Below are 13,933 nucleotides of genomic sequence, written 5' to 3' on the forward strand. Positions count from 1 at the left end.
TCACAAGGAGGAACGATTATGAAAACTGCTTATATGACTGCGCTACTTGCTGCGATGGCCACCAACGCCATGGCAGAAGATTCCACGATTTACGCGTTTGACGGCACCTTCGAAGATGCGACCTTTGCTGTCGAAAGTGCTATCCTCGATCAAGGCCTCGTGATTGATTACGTCAGCCACACGGGCGAGATGTTGGCGCGGACCGGGCCTGACCTTGGTAGCGACGTCGACCTGTTCGCCGCTGCCGACATTTTCGTTTTTTGCTCGGCAAAGCTGTCGCGCGAAGTGATGGAAATCAATCCCATGAATATCGCGCATTGCCCTTATGGTATCTTCGTGGCCGACCAAGCCGGAGACGTCAGTATCGGCTACCGCAACTATCCAGAGGGCGAAATGCAAATGGTCCAATCCTTCTTGGATGACATCGTGCAGGACGCTTTGGGCGAATAGGAACGACATGAACTACTCTGCTTTTTTTGACCAAACGCTGACTGATCTAAAGGACGACGGAAATTACCGTGTGTTTGCTGATCTCGAACGGCATCGCGGTGATTTTCCGAAAGCCACCAATCGCGGGGATGAAACCCGCGAGGTGACGATCTGGTGTTCGAATGATTACCTTGGCATGGGCCAGCATCCAGACGTGATCGCGGCGATGCATGACGCGTTGGACACGGTCGGGGCAGGGGCAGGTGGGACGCGCAACATATCAGGCACGACCCACCATCACGTCGTTCTGGAACAGGAATTGGCGGACTTACATAGCAAAGAGGCGGCGTTGTTGTTCACGTCCGGCTATGTGTCGAACTGGGCCGCTCTGGGTACTTTGGCCGCGAAAATTCCGAATTGTTTGGTGCTGTCGGATGCGCTGAACCATGCGTCAATGATCGAAGGCATTCGCCATTCCAAAGCAGAGCGGAAGATTTGGCGGCATAACGATCTGGACCACCTCGAAGAACTGCTGGCCGCACAACCGCTGGATCGTCCGAAACTGATTGCCTTTGAAAGCGTCTATTCGATGGACGGGGATATCGCGCCGATTGAGGCGATTTGTGATCTTGCCGAAAAATACAATGCGCTGACCTATATCGACGAAGTTCACGCCGTGGGTCTTTATGGCCCGCGCGGCGGCGGCATCGCGGAACGCGAAGGATTGATGCACCGGATCGACGTGATCGAAGGCACGCTTGGTAAGGCGTATGGCGTTGTCGGTGGCTACATCGCGGCCAGTGCGGCGTTGTGCGATTTCGTGCGGTCCTTTGCGAGCGGCTTTATCTTTACGACGGCGTTGCCTCCTGCCGTGGCGGCAGGCGCTGCCGCGTCTATCAAACATCTGAAGTCGAGCCAGACAGAGCGTGACATCCATCAGTCTAAAGTGGCCGAAGTCCGTGCAAGGCTAGATGCCGCTGGCATCCCGCATATCGACAACCCGAGCCATATCATTCCCGTGATGGTCGGTGATCCGGTGAAGTGCAAATACCTGTCCGACATTTTGATGGCAGAGCACGGTATCTACATCCAGCCGATCAATTACCCGACGGTGCCCAAAGGCACCGAACGGTTGCGGATTACGCCGTCGCCAGTGCATTCGGCCGACGACATTGATGCATTGATCGGCGCGTTGGAAGATCTGTGGCACCAATGCGAATTAGCCCGCATTCCGATGGCCGCCCAGTAGGTTGACGTAAGTCAATGCAGGGTGGTGCCTGACCGATTAGGTCAATGATATGTTAGAAAGTGCACTTGAAAACTATGGCGATGGCGTTGTGCTGGTTAGCTTCGGCGCACTGGTTGGCATCTTGTTTGGGGCCGCGGCGCAGCATTCCAAGTTTTGTTTGCGGGCCTCAACCGTCGAGGTCGCAGAGGGCCAATTTGGCCCACGCTTGTCGATCTGGTTGGTCGCCTTCACGATGGCGGTTGCCACCGTTCAGACCATGATCGTTCTGGGCTGGTTAGACGTCTCTGACAGCCGCCAAATCGCGAATCCCGGTAGCCTTTCTGGCGCGATTATCGGCGGTTTGATGTTTGGTGTCGGAATGGTTTTGGCACGCGGTTGTGCAAGCCGTCTGTTGGTCTTGTCCGCTACTGGCAATCTGCGCGCCCTGATCACCGGACTGGTGCTGACGTTAGTTGCGCAGGCGTCACTGCGCGGGGTCCTGTCACCTGCGCGCGAGGCGCTGAGCGGTTTGTGGATGGTGTCCGGCGGCACTGATCGTGATTTGCTGGCGCAGCTTGGGCTGACATCTGGCATCGCGGCTTTCATCGCAGGTGCTGCCTTGTTTAGTGCGCTTCTTTTTGCGGCGTCTCGCAAGGTTCCGTCGACCCATATCATCGCGGGCATCGGGGTTGGGTTAGCCGTATCTTTGGGCTGGCTGGTCACCTATCTGGTCGCGATGACGTCCTTCGACGTTGTGTCCGTGACGTCGGTGACTTTCACAGGGCCGGCCACAGATACGTTGATGGGCTTGGTCAGCAACCCGCAATTGCCGCTTGGGTTTGGTGTCGGTCTTGTGCCGGGCGTATTCGTGGGCGCTGGGGCTATGGCGCTGTGGAAAGGCGAGGCAAAAATTCAACGCTTCGGCGCTGACAATCCGCTTGAGAACTACCTGATCGGTGCCGCACTGATGGGCTTCGGTAGCATGTTGGCGGGGGGCTGTGCAGTTGGCGCAGGGCTGTCAGGCGGCGCAATATTTGCCGTGACCGCTTGGGTGGCCGTTGGATCAATGTGGGTCGGCGCGATGGTCACGCACCGGATAATCACCCACAGGCCAATCATGCGAACAGTGTAGTCGCGTCCTATTCGAATTCCATTTGTTCGTAGACACGGCCTGCATTCTTTGTGGCCAGTTCTTCGAACGTATCAAGGTGCAAATAGGGCGACTGATCTACGTAATATGCGTCCGCAAGCCCGCCGCCGCTATCAAGATGTTCGCCGACTTTGCCGCGCAAATATTCCAGATAGCCCTTCGTATACAGACGAACTTGATCCATATTCGTCGGATGCCCGTGGCCTGGAATAACATAAGTTGCGTCCAAAGCTTCGAATTCCGTATCCCACGTTTCGAGCCAATCAAGGGTATAGGTATCTTCGAAAATTGGCAGCATACGTTCGTGAAACGCCATGTCGCCTGCAATCACGAGATCTTGGTTCGGCAGCCAAACAACCACGTCGCCCGCACTATGGGATGGACCTAAGTAACGCGCTTCGATCCGGTAATCGCCGAGCTCGATGATATGGTCGTCATCGAAGGTTTCGGTCGGGCCTTGCAACACGGTGCCAGCATGTCGGTCGCGGTTCACCCGTTCGGCATTTGCGATGATCTGGCCACCGCGATCCGCAAATTCGGCTGCGGCATCGACATGGGCAATGATCGGAACGTTTTGGGTTGCCCAATAGGAATTGCCGAGCATCGCATGGCCTTGGCCGTTTTCGTTGATCACAAGAACAACAGGTTCATCTGTCCGCGCCTTGATCTCGGTATGAAGCGCTTCCCCCAATCCGTATGATCCGCCGCCGTTGATCACAACCACGCCTTCGCCTGTGACGATAAAGCTGAGGTTGTTATTATGGCCCGCGTTTTCATATGTCGGCGGGGCTGTGGCCCCGATGGCGCTGAAAACGCCGGGAATGAATTCGACGGGTGCACTGTAAAGCAGCGATCCGGGATATTGATCGGCAATGTCTTCATTTGCGATAGCCGTTGTGGCGGTGCAGGCCGCGATTAAAACGATGGGTTTCATGTTTCTTCTCCGACGAAGATGTATCCGCTGTCGCGTTTCTCGGCGCGACCAAGCCCACCGCCGGGCAGGTGGAACCCAACGAACCGCATCTGGTCTTGCGTCAACTGATCCAGCAACCCTGCACGGGTCTTTGCCCCCAAGATGGGATCCTGATCTGAATTCGAATGCCACGTCGGCTGTTCAAAACCGATGTGGTGATTACCAATTGCATCGCCCACAATCATGATCGTTTCTGTCCCGACCTGCACCGCGAACGCCATATGTCCGGGGGTGTGGCCCGGTGTTGCGCGTGCGGTCACACCCGGCAGTACTTCTGCGCCATCACCAAAGAATGTGATGCGATCTGCAATCTCACCCAGCCGATTGGCGGCACCGACTGCAAAGGCCTGCCGATCTGACCGGATCGTCGAAACGGTGTTCGGATTTGTCCAATAATCCCATTCGGTTTGCCCGATGTGATACGCAGCTTCAGGAAACCAAAGATCGCCAAAGTCATCCAGCAGGCCCCATAGATGATCAGGATGTGCATGGGTAAACACGACGTCCGTGATATCAAATGGGTCGACACCCAGTTGGTCCAAGGCATCGCTGAGCTTACCAGCACTCGCCATGAAATCAGCCCCTGAACCGACATCGAACAGTACTGTCCGATCAGCTGTGCGCAGCAATGTGACATTGCAGTCGGGGGACACAGTTTCACCGACCAATCCGTTACGCGTCAGAATTTCATCCGCACCGGGCGCAGGCATGTCGCCCAAGACAAACGAACGCGGCAAAACAAGGTGCCCGTCGCTAAGCGTGTGCAGCTTGGTATCGCCAGCAACAACAGCGGACTGTGCCCACGTCATGCGCGGTGTCGCAAGTGTCACGCCAGCGGCGGCAACTGATTGAAGCAGGGCACGTCTGCGGATCATCGAAACATCCTCACATATTCTATTTTGTGAATATTAATGTGCAGAACACGATGCCGAAAGTCAAACGAAGCTTGCGGTGTTTAATGGGGGGGGGGCGCACGCGCATCTAAAGGTACCCTTAAGTTATTGAAAAGCGCCGCGAACGGTCTTTTCTTAAGGGCATCTTTAGATGCAATCACTGTGCGTGAATGGTGGGCGACCCTGGAATCGAACCAGGCGTGAGTCGCCTCGAGGGAGTTACAGTCCCCTGCCACACCTTGCGGCCTGTCGCCCACTAGGCGGCTGATTACCGATGCCACATCACCCCGTCAACCGCAAAAAGCCACTCTTTTGCCCCCCTTCACAGTTTGTTTCGAACGCGGTAGGCAGCGGGGTCTCAAAGCGTCAGGAAAACAGATGAAAAAGCCAAAGTGGGTTGTTGCAAAAGAACAAGCAAAACGGGTGGCTGCGAATGAAACAGTCTGGTTGTTTGGCATCCATGCGGTGCGTGACGCGCTTGAGAACCCGAAACGTGTGAAGCTGCGGCTTGTTGTGACGCGCAATGCGATGGACAAACTAGCCGATGCAATCGGGAAGGCGGGCATTGAGCCTGAAATCTCTGATCCACGTAAATTTGCGGCACCGCTTGATCCGCAGTCAGTCCACCAAGGAGCTGCTTTGGAAGTGAAACCGCTGGATTGGGGCAAAATCGAAGAAATTGCACTCGGTGGTGCGGATGATTCAGGTCCACCGCGCATTGTTCTGCTCGACCGTGTGACCGACCCACATAACGTCGGGGCGATTCTACGGTCTGCTGAAGTGTTTGGTGCACGGGCTGTGGTAGCGATGAACCGCCATGCCGCGCCCGAAACAGGTGCCTTGGCGAAAACCGCAAGTGGTGCGTTGGAACGGCAACCCTACGTGCGGGTCCGCAATCTGGCGGATACGATGATTGCCCTGAAAGACATGGGGTATCTGGTGCTGGGCCTTGATGGGACCGCTGAACAGACAATCGAACAGGCTGTCGAAGGCAAGCGTGACCGCGCAATTGCGCTTGTGATGGGCGCCGAAGGACCGGGTTTGCGCGAAAAAACGCTAGAAACCTGCGATTCTTTGGTGAAAATCGATTATGCAGGCGGATTTGGGTCGCTCAACGTCTCAAATGCGGCGGCTGTCGCCCTATATGCTTCTAAAGGGTAAGTAAAAAGGGCTGCTTGATGACGATCACCAAGGTTGGGACGTGTTGCTATTGCGGAACGAAAGCGGCTTTGGTGTTACGCGGATCAGAGCGGCACGAACTTAGCTGCAGCACATGCGGCGCGCCGCTACATGCGCTTAAGATTCTCCCGCAAAGGGCAGCGGAGCCCGCGCGCCTAAAAGCCGTCTCCCATCGCCCAAAGCCGCAAAAGGTTCGCGATTATGAGAACGCCAAGCATCGCGTGAAACCCGGTAAACGCCGGAAATCAAAAAGCCTTGGCCGCAAGATATGGTCAGAGGTTTGGGACGTTGTCGAAGACATCTTTGACTGATCACGCGCGTTAAGAACGTGTTCACATTTTGCTGATCAACTCTTGGATATGCGAATACTAACCCCAGATTCGTAACAAGGCATGGCATTGGAACCTGCCTGTCTGTCTTACTGTCCCTCGTTCCATACCTTGCGCCCGGGTTTTCCCTGGGCGCTTTTTTCTTTCGGGACCGCGGTCTAGGGTGAACCATGACGTATTCAGATGATTTTCTGCGCAGGATTCTGCGCCGCGCCAAAACAATCGCGATTGTCGGGGTGTCCGCCAAAGAAGTTCGGCCAAGCTATTTTGTGGCGAGGTACCTGCAACTGAAGGGCTATCGGATTATTCCGGTCAACCCCGGTATTGCAGGACAGATGCTTTTCGGGGAAAAAGTGTACCCCGATTTGCAAAGCATCCCTGACACCGTTGATGTGGTCGATATTTTCCGCAGATCGGACGCGGTGCCGGGCATCGTTGACGAGGCACTGGCGCGTTGGCCCGATTTACAGACGATCTGGATGCAGATTGGTGTGGAACACGCAGGCGCCGCAGCCGTGGCAGAGGCGCGCGGTGTTGATGTTGTCCAGAATCGGTGTCCGAAAATTGAATACCAGCGATTGATGGGCGAATTGCGGATGGGTGGGTTCAACACCGGAATAATTTCTTCGAAATTATGAAGGGGCGCTGCCCCTTGTGATCCCCGAGATATTTTTGACCAAAAGAAGTTAGCGGGACGCCTTTTCGGCGATGCCAGACTGTGTGGTCCGCGATGCGAGTTCGGCTTCGATGTCGGCGAGTGTGACATCACGCGCGGCGCACATCACCAGCAAGTGGTAAATCGCATCAGCGGCTTCCGAGGTCAGTTTCGCTTTGTCGCCTTTTATGGCTTCGATGATCGCTTCAATTGCTTCTTCACCGAATTTTTCCGCGCACTTTTCCGGCCCCTTAGCGAGCAGTTTTGCGGTCCAGCTGCTGTCCGGATCTGCGCCTTTGCGGGCGGCGATTGTGGCGGCGAGGTCGTGAATGCTCATGCGGTTCTCATCGGGATGCCGGCGTTTTCCATGTGGGTCTTCGCCTCTGCTATGGAATAAGTGCCAAAGTGGAAGATGGACGCCGCAAGTACGGCGGATGCGCCGCCTTCGGTGACGCCCTCAACAAGGTGATCCAGCGTGCCGACACCGCCTGATGCAATGACGGGTACGTTAACTGCGTCGCTGACGGCGCGGGTCAGCGGCAGGTTGAAGCCGGATTTCGTGCCGTCGCGGTCCATGGAAGTCAGAAGGATTTCGCCTGCGCCTTTTTCCACAACTGTGCGTGCAAATTCGACGGCGTCGATGCCCGTCGCCCGACGGCCGCCATGGGTGAATATTTCCCAGCGGCCCGGTTCGACCGTCTTCGCGTCAATCGCCACAACGATACATTGGCTGCCAAAGCGCATCGCGGCTTCTGCCACCACGTCTGGATTGGCCACAGCCGCTGAATTGAAGCTGACCTTGTCGGCCCCTGCGAGCAGAAGGTTGCGCACGTCGTGATGTGTTCGTACCCCGCCGCCAATCGTCAACGGCATGAAACATTGTTCGGCGGTCCGCGTTGCCAGATCGAACATCGTGCCCCGATTTTCTTCGGTGGCCATAATGTCGAGGAAGCAAAGTTCGTCGGCACCGGCTGCGTTATAAGCGATGGCCGCATCAACGGGATCGCCCGCGTCGATAAGGTCCACAAAGTTCACGCCTTTCACGACACGCCCTTCGGCGACGTCCAGGCAGGGGATGATGCGTGTTTTCAACATGCCGTGAGGTTTAGGGGGAATCGTATCGCTTGGAAAGGTGCTGTGTCATGTGTTGGGCTCCCTTATGAGGAGAAAACCATGAAACGTATACTGACTGCCATGACGACGGCACTTTCTCTGATTGGAGCCCCATTGATGGCCGAGACGATCACACAAAACTCACCCAAATCCGTATCTGCAACGATGGACGCGCTTCAGGCTGCTGTTGAAGGCGCGGGTGCGACTGTATTTGCGCGTGTGAACCACGGCGCAGGGGCCGCATCGGTCGAGATGGAGCTTTATGATGCGGAGCTGTTGATCTTTGGCAATCCACGGCTCGGTACGCCTGCGATGCAGGCTGACATTCGTGCGGGCCTGCAATTGCCGCTGCGCGTGCTGGTGTACGCGGGCGACAATGGGACGGTCGTAGCCTACGAAAGCGTCGAGACATTGTTTGACGGGTTGGATGTGCCATTGGACGCTGAATTCGCACAACGCATGACGGGTGCATTGGCCATGCTGACCGGTAAGGCCATCGCGGAGTAAATCCAACGGCTTCTTTGCGGATGTTCGGACAAGGGGCGGCGTGACCGCTGCCCCTTGTCTTGTTATGCAGTGAGCAAGGCCATTGCTTCGGCCAGATCGATGGCCCCATCATAAAGCGCACGGCCTGAAATCGCGCCGGAAATCACGTCTGTTTCTTTCAGCGCTTTGAGGTCTGCAAGCGACGACACACCGCCAGACGCAATCACCGGAATATCGACGGCGCGGGCGAGGGCGGCTGTTGCATCAATGTTAGGGCCTTTCATCGCGCCATCACGTAGAATGTCTGTATAGATGATCGCGGCAATCCCTGCGTCCTCAAACGATTTGGCCAGATCGGTGACCATGACGTCGGTTTCTTCGGCCCAGCCGCGTGTGGCGACGCGCCCGTTACGTGCATCAAGGCCGACGGCTACTTGGTTCGGGAATGCCTTTGCAGCTTCGCGCACCAAATCAGGGTTTTCGACAGCAACCGTGCCAAGAATAACGCGGGTCAAACCGCGGTCTAGCCAACGTTCGATCGTGGCCATGTCGCGGATACCGCCACCCAATTGGGTCGGGACCTTGCAGGCCTTTAGGATCGCCTCAACTGGTGCGGCGTTTACCGGTTCCCCTGCGAAGGCACCGTTCAGGTCAACAAGGTGCAGCCATTCGCAACCCGCTTCAACAAAGCTGCGCGCCTGTGCAGCCGGATCGTCGTTGAAGACGGTTGTTTGATCCATATCGCCGTGCACAAGCCGCACAGCGTTACCGTCTTTAAGATCAATTGCGGGATAAAGGATCATGGCAGTACTCCGGTTGCTTGGCCGCTTTCTACAGTCGGGGGCGTGGAATGCAATGCGTGCCCGACCCAACGTCATTGTTGCTTTGCGACCTTGCTCGCGCCCAATCTGCGACATCACTTACGGGAGGAAGAGAAAATGAAGACTTTGGTATTGGCGGCGGTTGCTGCGATGTCGATGGCGACCACTGCTGTGGCGCAAGAAGCCGTCTATGGCGAATGGAAATCCCAGCCGGGCGAAACCGGTGGTTACATCCACGTGCGCCTTGGGCCGTGTGGGTCAAACGTGTGCGGTGAAATCACGCAAGTGGTTGGCAACGACAACACGTCCATTGTTGGTCGCACGATCATTCAGGGCATGTCACCGCAGGGTGGCGGGTCTTATACCGGCGGCACGATCTGGGCGCCTGATACAGACAAAACGTACAAATCCGACATGACCATGAACGGTAACAATTCAATGGTTGTTCGTGGCTGTGTTGGTGTTTGCACAGCGCTGACAAGCCGTTCACAGACGTGGACGCGTGTACGCTAAATCCTAAAGAAGTTGCGCCTCAGCGGCGCAGCTTCGTTCCCCGCCGGGACGCAGGCCAGTTTCGACAAGTAGGCCGCGATCCCGCGCTTCGTAATAATATCCGCGGGCATACCAACTCACAGCCGTGGCTTCGTCGCCGTTCGAAAGCAACCAAGCACCTCGCAGATATCGCCCCGCATAAAGCAAATTCGTTTCCGCATTCAGCAGGCTTTCAGGCGTGCCGCGATGCCCCATCGTGCGGGCTGTCTGCGGCAAAATCTGCATCAAACCCCAGTAAGGGCCGTTGCGTGCGCCCGCCCGATAATCGCTTTCGCGTTGGATCACGCGGTGTAGCAGGCTTTCGGGAATGCCATGGCAGGCCGCATATTTCTGCACCAAGGTCCGCATTTCGCGGGTTTCACCAGGGTAAAGTCCGATATCGTCGCGCGTGCCTTGCGATTGCGCTGCGACCTCTGGCGATCTTACGGGAATAAACCCGCAACTGGCGACAGAGCAGGCAAGGGCGAGACACATCAAACGCTGAAACATGAGAAGCTTTCTAGGGTTGTTTCCTAAAAGCTAACGCAACTTGGCCCATAACGGTAGTCAGGGTTTCCAGACGGGCAAACAGTCGCCGTCTACGGCTTCCACGACAGGAAGTTGCCAATCATTCGCAGGCCAGCGTCTTGGCTCTTCTCGGGATGGAACTGCATCCCAATGATGTTGTCGCGTCCGACAATAGCAGTGATATCGCCTGCGTAATCAACATGCGCCAGACGTTCAGCCGGATTGGTGACCGTCATCGCATAGGAATGGACAAAATACGCGTGTTCGCCAGTTTCAATGCCCTCAAGAACCGGATGCGGATTGTCGATCATCAGATCGTTCCAGCCCATATGCGGAATTTTCAAGGACGGGTCGGACGGTGTTATTTTGTGAATATCGCCTGCAATCCAGCCAAAACCTGCGGTTGGTTCATATTCATGACCCGTGGTGGCGAGCATTTGCATGCCCACACAAATCCCCATGAATGGGACGCCACGCGCGGTCACGGCCTCTGTGATCGCGTCACCAAGCCCGGTGCGGGCCAGCAATTCGGCGCGGCAATGCGGGAAGGCCCCATCGCCGGGCAGCACGATCCGGTCGGCCTTGGCCACGATGTCAGGGTCGGCGGTGACGTGAATTGCGCCGCTGCCAACTTCCGCAGCCATCCGTTCAAACGCCTTTTGCGCCGAATGCAAATTGCCGCTGTCGTAATCGATAAGGACCGTCGTCATGTTTTGTTACTTTCGCGCAATTTGGTCCAAAAACCGGTGCCCACTTTTTGGATCGCACTCATAGTGCACCCTTAGTCGACGGAATAGCGTCTGCTTTACGCGGGTCCGTTTCCAGCGCATCGCGCAACGCGCGTGCCACAGATTTAAACGCGGCTTCGACGATGTGGTGGGCGTTAAACCCGTGCAGCTTGTCGATGTGCAGCGTGATGCCGCCGTGTGTCGACAGCGCTTGGAAAAATTCGCGCACCAGTTCCGTGTCGAACGTTCCGATCTTGCCGAATGGTAGATCAAGGTTGCAGATCAGATAGGGGCGTGCGGACAGGTCAAGCGCACAGCGGACCTGCGCGTCGTCCATCGCAAGGTGGCAGGACCCGTAGCGTACGATACCCTTTTTATCGCCCATCGCTTCGGTCAATGCTTGGCCAATCGCGATGCCTACGTCTTCGACCGTGTGGTGGTCGTCGATGTGTAGATCACCCGACGCCCGTACTGTCATGTCAATCAACGCATGGCGCGACAGCTGGTCCAGCATGTGGTCAAAGAAACCCACGCCCGTCTGGTTGTCATAAATCCCTGTGCCATCAAGGTTTAGGGTGACGGTGATATCGGTTTCAGCCGTTTTGCGCGTGATCGTTGCAGTCCGCATGGGAACCTCCGTAGGCGTTGCAGCCCGCTTATAGGCGCGCGGCGGGCAGGGGCCAAGATGGTGCGTGACGAATATGGGCAGATGTGGCGAGAAGGCAGGAATACCCGACTTTGGCGGATGCGTCGGCTGTCTTAGGGTGACGGCATTCCAGATACAAAGGATTGCGTCATGATCCACTTTTACCACGGTCTGATCGGGGACCACCGTCATTTTTCGCAGGTCGCTGCGCGGCTTGAGAATGGCGTCGGACGGTGCCACGCGCCAGATATTCCGTTTCTGGATCAAGACTATAGCGATGTTGTCGATGACCTCCGCGATGCGGGACTGCGACCAACGGTGCGGGTCGGCAATTCCATCGGGTGCGGCTTGGCTGTTGCATTGGCGGGCGACGACGATCAATTGATCCTGACGGCCCCGCCGTTTGATTACAGTCGCGGGATGGTACCGTTACGCAAAGCGTTCGTACGTCAGTGGATCAAGGGTCTTTACGTCCAACATGGTGCGATCAAAGGCGAAGCTGCGTTTCTACAGCACGCAACGGCCCAAGTGCACGGGTTGCTTGAAAGCAGGGCACAGATCAAACGGTTGCGGCAGTACAAATCAGCGGCGCAATCTTTCTGGGACGATCCGCGTTTGGTCGATCTTCAAGACCGGATCACGTTTGTCATCGGGGACGCGGATTACACAACGCCCACCGCATGTTTCCTGCAAACGGTGAAACGGCGTCTGCCACGCGCAAAAGTCGAAGTTTGGGCGAACTGCGGTCACGCGGTGCCCTTAGATGCACCGGACCGCTTGGCTGCTTTGATCCGGCATCGGTCCATTGGACTGCTTGGGCGGCAGTCACAACCATTCGCGTTAAGTGCTTGAAAAGATTGGTCCCCGAAACGACGAAGGGCCGCCCGAAGGCGACCCTATCGTGACACTCACTGGGTAGGTGAGTATCCAACTTGGAGCGGGCGAGGCGATTCGAACGCCCGACCCTAACCTTGGCAAGGTTATGCTCTACCCCTGAGCTACGCCCGCTTCCTGTTGGTAAGGGGGGATTTAAGGGGTGTTGCGGATGGCCGCAAGACCAAAATTACACTGATTTCACATTTTTCCAAATTTGCGCGGGAAGCTCTTATTTATAGGGCGTTTAGGGCCGCAGATTTTTGTTGGGGCATCCGAGGCAGTGCAAATTTTACACATCACGGCAGCAAGATCGATCGCCCTGTGGTGCGATGATACCGTGGTCGCGTGAATCGCTGGCCGAGGGTGTTTGAAACAGGGGGCTATTTTGCGAATCTTGGGCCAAAAAAATTCGACCCAAGATGCATTTTCTCGAAATTAATCCGCAGCTTGCGCAAATTCGATGAGATCCCAGCGATTGCCGAACGGGTCTTGGAAGACGGCAACGGTCCCGTAGGGTTCAACACGCGGCGTTTCTTCGAAATGGACGCCATTTGCCACCATCGCCGCATGATCAGTTGCGAAGTCATCCGTCTCAAGAAAAAGCCAAACGCGGTCGCCGCCTTGTTTGCCGATGCAATCGCGCTGGTCGCCCACAGCGCGTGCCAGCAGGAAATTGGTTTGGTTGTCCGGGTGGCCGACGCGGACCCACCGCTTTTCTTCATCAATTTTGTCATCTTGCAGCAGGTCAAAGCCAAGCGTGCCAACAAAGAATGCGATCCCCGCGTCGTAGTCGGGCACGAGGATCGCGAGCATGGAAAGATGTTTCGTCATAGTAGGCTATGCAGAACCAGACCGACAGCGCCAACGGCCTGCATCAATGTGGTCAGGATCATGCCGTATGTTCGGTAGGTAAAATTCATCGGGTGCACCCAGAACGCCATGGCGTGCAGCAATCGACCCGCAAACAGCATCAGACCAAGGATATGAACCGCCAGACCTGGGGCACCTTGCAGTTCGACGCAGGCCAGGATGATCAGGCCAATCGGTGTGTATTCGGTAAAGTTCGCCTGACCACGCACCCGTTGGCGCAGATCTTTGCTGTCCGCATCGCCAAGCGAGACGCGATTGGCACGCCGGAAAAAGATAACGCGGTACGATAGCGCCAGAAAGATGAGGGTCAGAAGGCCCACGTAGAGCGATGTGATGGGAAGCATTTTTATGTCCTGTGATATGTCATCGCAGGCTATAGGGCCGGATCATGCGCGGCTAGGTATTTTTCTGATGAAAAATGTGAGGGCTTTGCCCTCAAACTCCCAGGATATTTGCGGCCAAAAGAAAGGCAGCGAGGACCATGCCCCGCTGCCGATT

The 13,933-nt window shown here is 56.2% G+C and carries 19 protein-coding genes and 2 tRNA genes; 9 read left to right on the forward strand and 12 right to left on the reverse strand.

The window, feature by feature from the left end:
- Nucleotides 1-18 precede the first annotated feature (18 nt).
- From K3729_08120 to K3729_08130, 3 genes are read left to right on the forward strand one after another with little or no spacing between them, the layout of a single operon-like run.
- Nucleotides 19-450, forward strand: a complete 432-nt coding sequence (locus K3729_08120) for a DUF302 domain-containing protein (protein ID UWR00718.1) — start codon at nucleotides 19-21, stop codon at nucleotides 448-450.
- 7 nt (nucleotides 451-457) lie between these two features.
- A complete protein-coding gene (gene hemA / locus K3729_08125) occupies nucleotides 458-1,678 on the forward strand; it encodes a 5-aminolevulinate synthase (GenBank protein UWR00719.1) in 1,221 nt (406 codons plus the stop codon).
- A gap of 49 nt (nucleotides 1,679-1,727) precedes the next feature.
- On the forward strand, nucleotides 1,728-2,789 hold the full coding sequence (locus K3729_08130) for a YeeE/YedE family protein (protein UWR00720.1): 1,062 nt from the start codon (nucleotides 1,728-1,730) through the stop codon (nucleotides 2,787-2,789).
- 7 nt (nucleotides 2,790-2,796) lie between these two features.
- Here K3729_08130 and K3729_08135 read toward each other — a convergent pair whose 3' ends face one another.
- The 3 genes from K3729_08135 to K3729_08145 all read right to left on the reverse strand — a co-directional run bounded on the left by K3729_08135 (nucleotide 2,797) and on the right by K3729_08145 (nucleotide 4,928).
- Entirely contained in the window at nucleotides 2,797-3,741 is a 945-nt protein-coding gene (locus K3729_08135; GenBank protein UWR00721.1) for an MBL fold metallo-hydrolase, read from the reverse strand.
- Complete coding sequence (locus tag K3729_08140) at nucleotides 3,738-4,655, reverse strand: MBL fold metallo-hydrolase (protein UWR00722.1); 918 nt, start codon at nucleotides 4,653-4,655, stop codon at nucleotides 3,738-3,740. Before K3729_08140 ends, K3729_08135 begins: the two co-directional genes overlap by 4 nt.
- A gap of 189 nt (nucleotides 4,656-4,844) precedes the next feature.
- Nucleotides 4,845-4,928 (reverse strand) — tRNA-Tyr (locus tag K3729_08145).
- 123 nt (nucleotides 4,929-5,051) lie between these two features.
- Here K3729_08145 and rlmB point away from each other — a divergent pair.
- From rlmB to K3729_08160, 3 genes are all read left to right on the forward strand, one after another.
- The gene (gene rlmB, locus K3729_08150) at nucleotides 5,052-5,834 is read left to right on the forward strand and encodes a 23S rRNA (guanosine(2251)-2'-O)-methyltransferase RlmB (GenBank protein UWR00723.1); all 783 of its coding nucleotides are present in this window, start codon (nucleotides 5,052-5,054) and stop codon (nucleotides 5,832-5,834) included.
- 17 nt (nucleotides 5,835-5,851) lie between these two features.
- Nucleotides 5,852-6,163 (forward strand): hypothetical protein, encoded by a 312-nt coding sequence (locus K3729_08155; protein UWR00724.1) that lies wholly within the window; start codon nucleotides 5,852-5,854, stop codon nucleotides 6,161-6,163.
- Nucleotides 6,164-6,351: 188 nt separating this feature from the next.
- Nucleotides 6,352-6,819 carry a CoA-binding protein gene (locus tag K3729_08160; protein UWR00725.1) on the forward strand — a complete coding sequence of 156 codons (468 nt, stop codon included), beginning with the start codon at nucleotides 6,352-6,354 and terminating at the stop codon, nucleotides 6,817-6,819.
- 48 nt (nucleotides 6,820-6,867) lie between these two features.
- Here the strand turns inward: K3729_08160 and K3729_08165 are convergent, their stop codons facing one another.
- Both K3729_08165 and hisF read right to left on the reverse strand, forming a co-directional pair.
- Entirely contained in the window at nucleotides 6,868-7,173 is a 306-nt protein-coding gene (locus tag K3729_08165) for a phosphoribosyl-ATP diphosphatase (protein UWR00726.1), read from the reverse strand.
- Nucleotides 7,170-7,931, reverse strand: coding sequence for an imidazole glycerol phosphate synthase subunit HisF (hisF, locus tag K3729_08170; protein UWR00727.1), 762 nt, complete (start codon nucleotides 7,929-7,931; stop codon nucleotides 7,170-7,172). The genes K3729_08165 and hisF overlap by 4 nt, the downstream gene beginning before the upstream one ends.
- Before the next feature lie 78 nt (nucleotides 7,932-8,009).
- Between hisF and K3729_08175 the strand changes: the two genes are divergently transcribed.
- Complete coding sequence (locus K3729_08175; GenBank protein UWR00728.1) at nucleotides 8,010-8,456, forward strand: DUF302 domain-containing protein; 447 nt, start codon at nucleotides 8,010-8,012, stop codon at nucleotides 8,454-8,456.
- 62 nt (nucleotides 8,457-8,518) lie between these two features.
- Here K3729_08175 and hisA read toward each other — a convergent pair whose 3' ends face one another.
- A complete protein-coding gene (hisA, locus tag K3729_08180) occupies nucleotides 8,519-9,238 on the reverse strand; it encodes a 1-(5-phosphoribosyl)-5-[(5-phosphoribosylamino)methylideneamino]imidazole-4-carboxamide isomerase (protein ID UWR00729.1) in 720 nt (239 codons plus the stop codon).
- Nucleotides 9,239-9,373: 135 nt separating this feature from the next.
- On the opposite strand from hisA, the gene K3729_08185 reads away from it, so the two are divergent.
- Complete coding sequence (locus tag K3729_08185) at nucleotides 9,374-9,769, forward strand: DUF2147 domain-containing protein (GenBank protein ID UWR00730.1); 396 nt, start codon at nucleotides 9,374-9,376, stop codon at nucleotides 9,767-9,769.
- A 3-nt stretch (nucleotides 9,770-9,772) separates the two neighbouring features.
- Here the strand turns inward: K3729_08185 and K3729_08190 are convergent, their stop codons facing one another.
- The 3 genes from K3729_08190 to hisB form a co-directional block, all read right to left on the reverse strand.
- A complete protein-coding gene (locus K3729_08190) occupies nucleotides 9,773-10,282 on the reverse strand; it encodes a transglycosylase SLT domain-containing protein (GenBank protein ID UWR00989.1) in 510 nt (169 codons plus the stop codon).
- Nucleotides 10,283-10,386: 104 nt separating this feature from the next.
- Nucleotides 10,387-11,025, reverse strand: a complete 639-nt coding sequence (gene hisH, locus K3729_08195) for an imidazole glycerol phosphate synthase subunit HisH (GenBank protein UWR00731.1) — start codon at nucleotides 11,023-11,025, stop codon at nucleotides 10,387-10,389.
- Nucleotides 11,026-11,083: 58 nt separating this feature from the next.
- On the reverse strand, nucleotides 11,084-11,671 hold the full coding sequence (hisB, locus tag K3729_08200) for an imidazoleglycerol-phosphate dehydratase HisB (protein ID UWR00732.1): 588 nt from the start codon (nucleotides 11,669-11,671) through the stop codon (nucleotides 11,084-11,086).
- A 168-nt stretch (nucleotides 11,672-11,839) separates the two neighbouring features.
- On the opposite strand from hisB, the gene K3729_08205 reads away from it, so the two are divergent.
- Nucleotides 11,840-12,541 (forward strand): alpha/beta hydrolase, encoded by a 702-nt coding sequence (locus K3729_08205; GenBank protein ID UWR00733.1) that lies wholly within the window; start codon nucleotides 11,840-11,842, stop codon nucleotides 12,539-12,541.
- Nucleotides 12,542-12,622: 81 nt separating this feature from the next.
- Here the strand turns inward: K3729_08205 and K3729_08210 are convergent.
- The 3 genes from K3729_08210 to K3729_08220 all read right to left on the reverse strand — a co-directional run bounded on the left by K3729_08210 (nucleotide 12,623) and on the right by K3729_08220 (nucleotide 13,779).
- Nucleotides 12,623-12,697, reverse strand: a tRNA-Gly gene (locus K3729_08210).
- 303 nt (nucleotides 12,698-13,000) lie between these two features.
- Entirely contained in the window at nucleotides 13,001-13,396 is a 396-nt protein-coding gene (locus K3729_08215) for a VOC family protein (GenBank protein ID UWR00734.1), read from the reverse strand.
- On the reverse strand, nucleotides 13,393-13,779 hold the full coding sequence (locus K3729_08220) for an MAPEG family protein (GenBank protein UWR00735.1): 387 nt from the start codon (nucleotides 13,777-13,779) through the stop codon (nucleotides 13,393-13,395). Before K3729_08220 ends, K3729_08215 begins: the two co-directional genes overlap by 4 nt.
- Nucleotides 13,780-13,933: the final 154 nt, after the last annotated feature.

It is taken from the genome of Rhodobacteraceae bacterium S2214 (genome assembly GCA_025141675.1).
In the GTDB taxonomy this organism is placed as follows: Bacteria; Pseudomonadota; Alphaproteobacteria; order Rhodobacterales; family Rhodobacteraceae; genus Yoonia.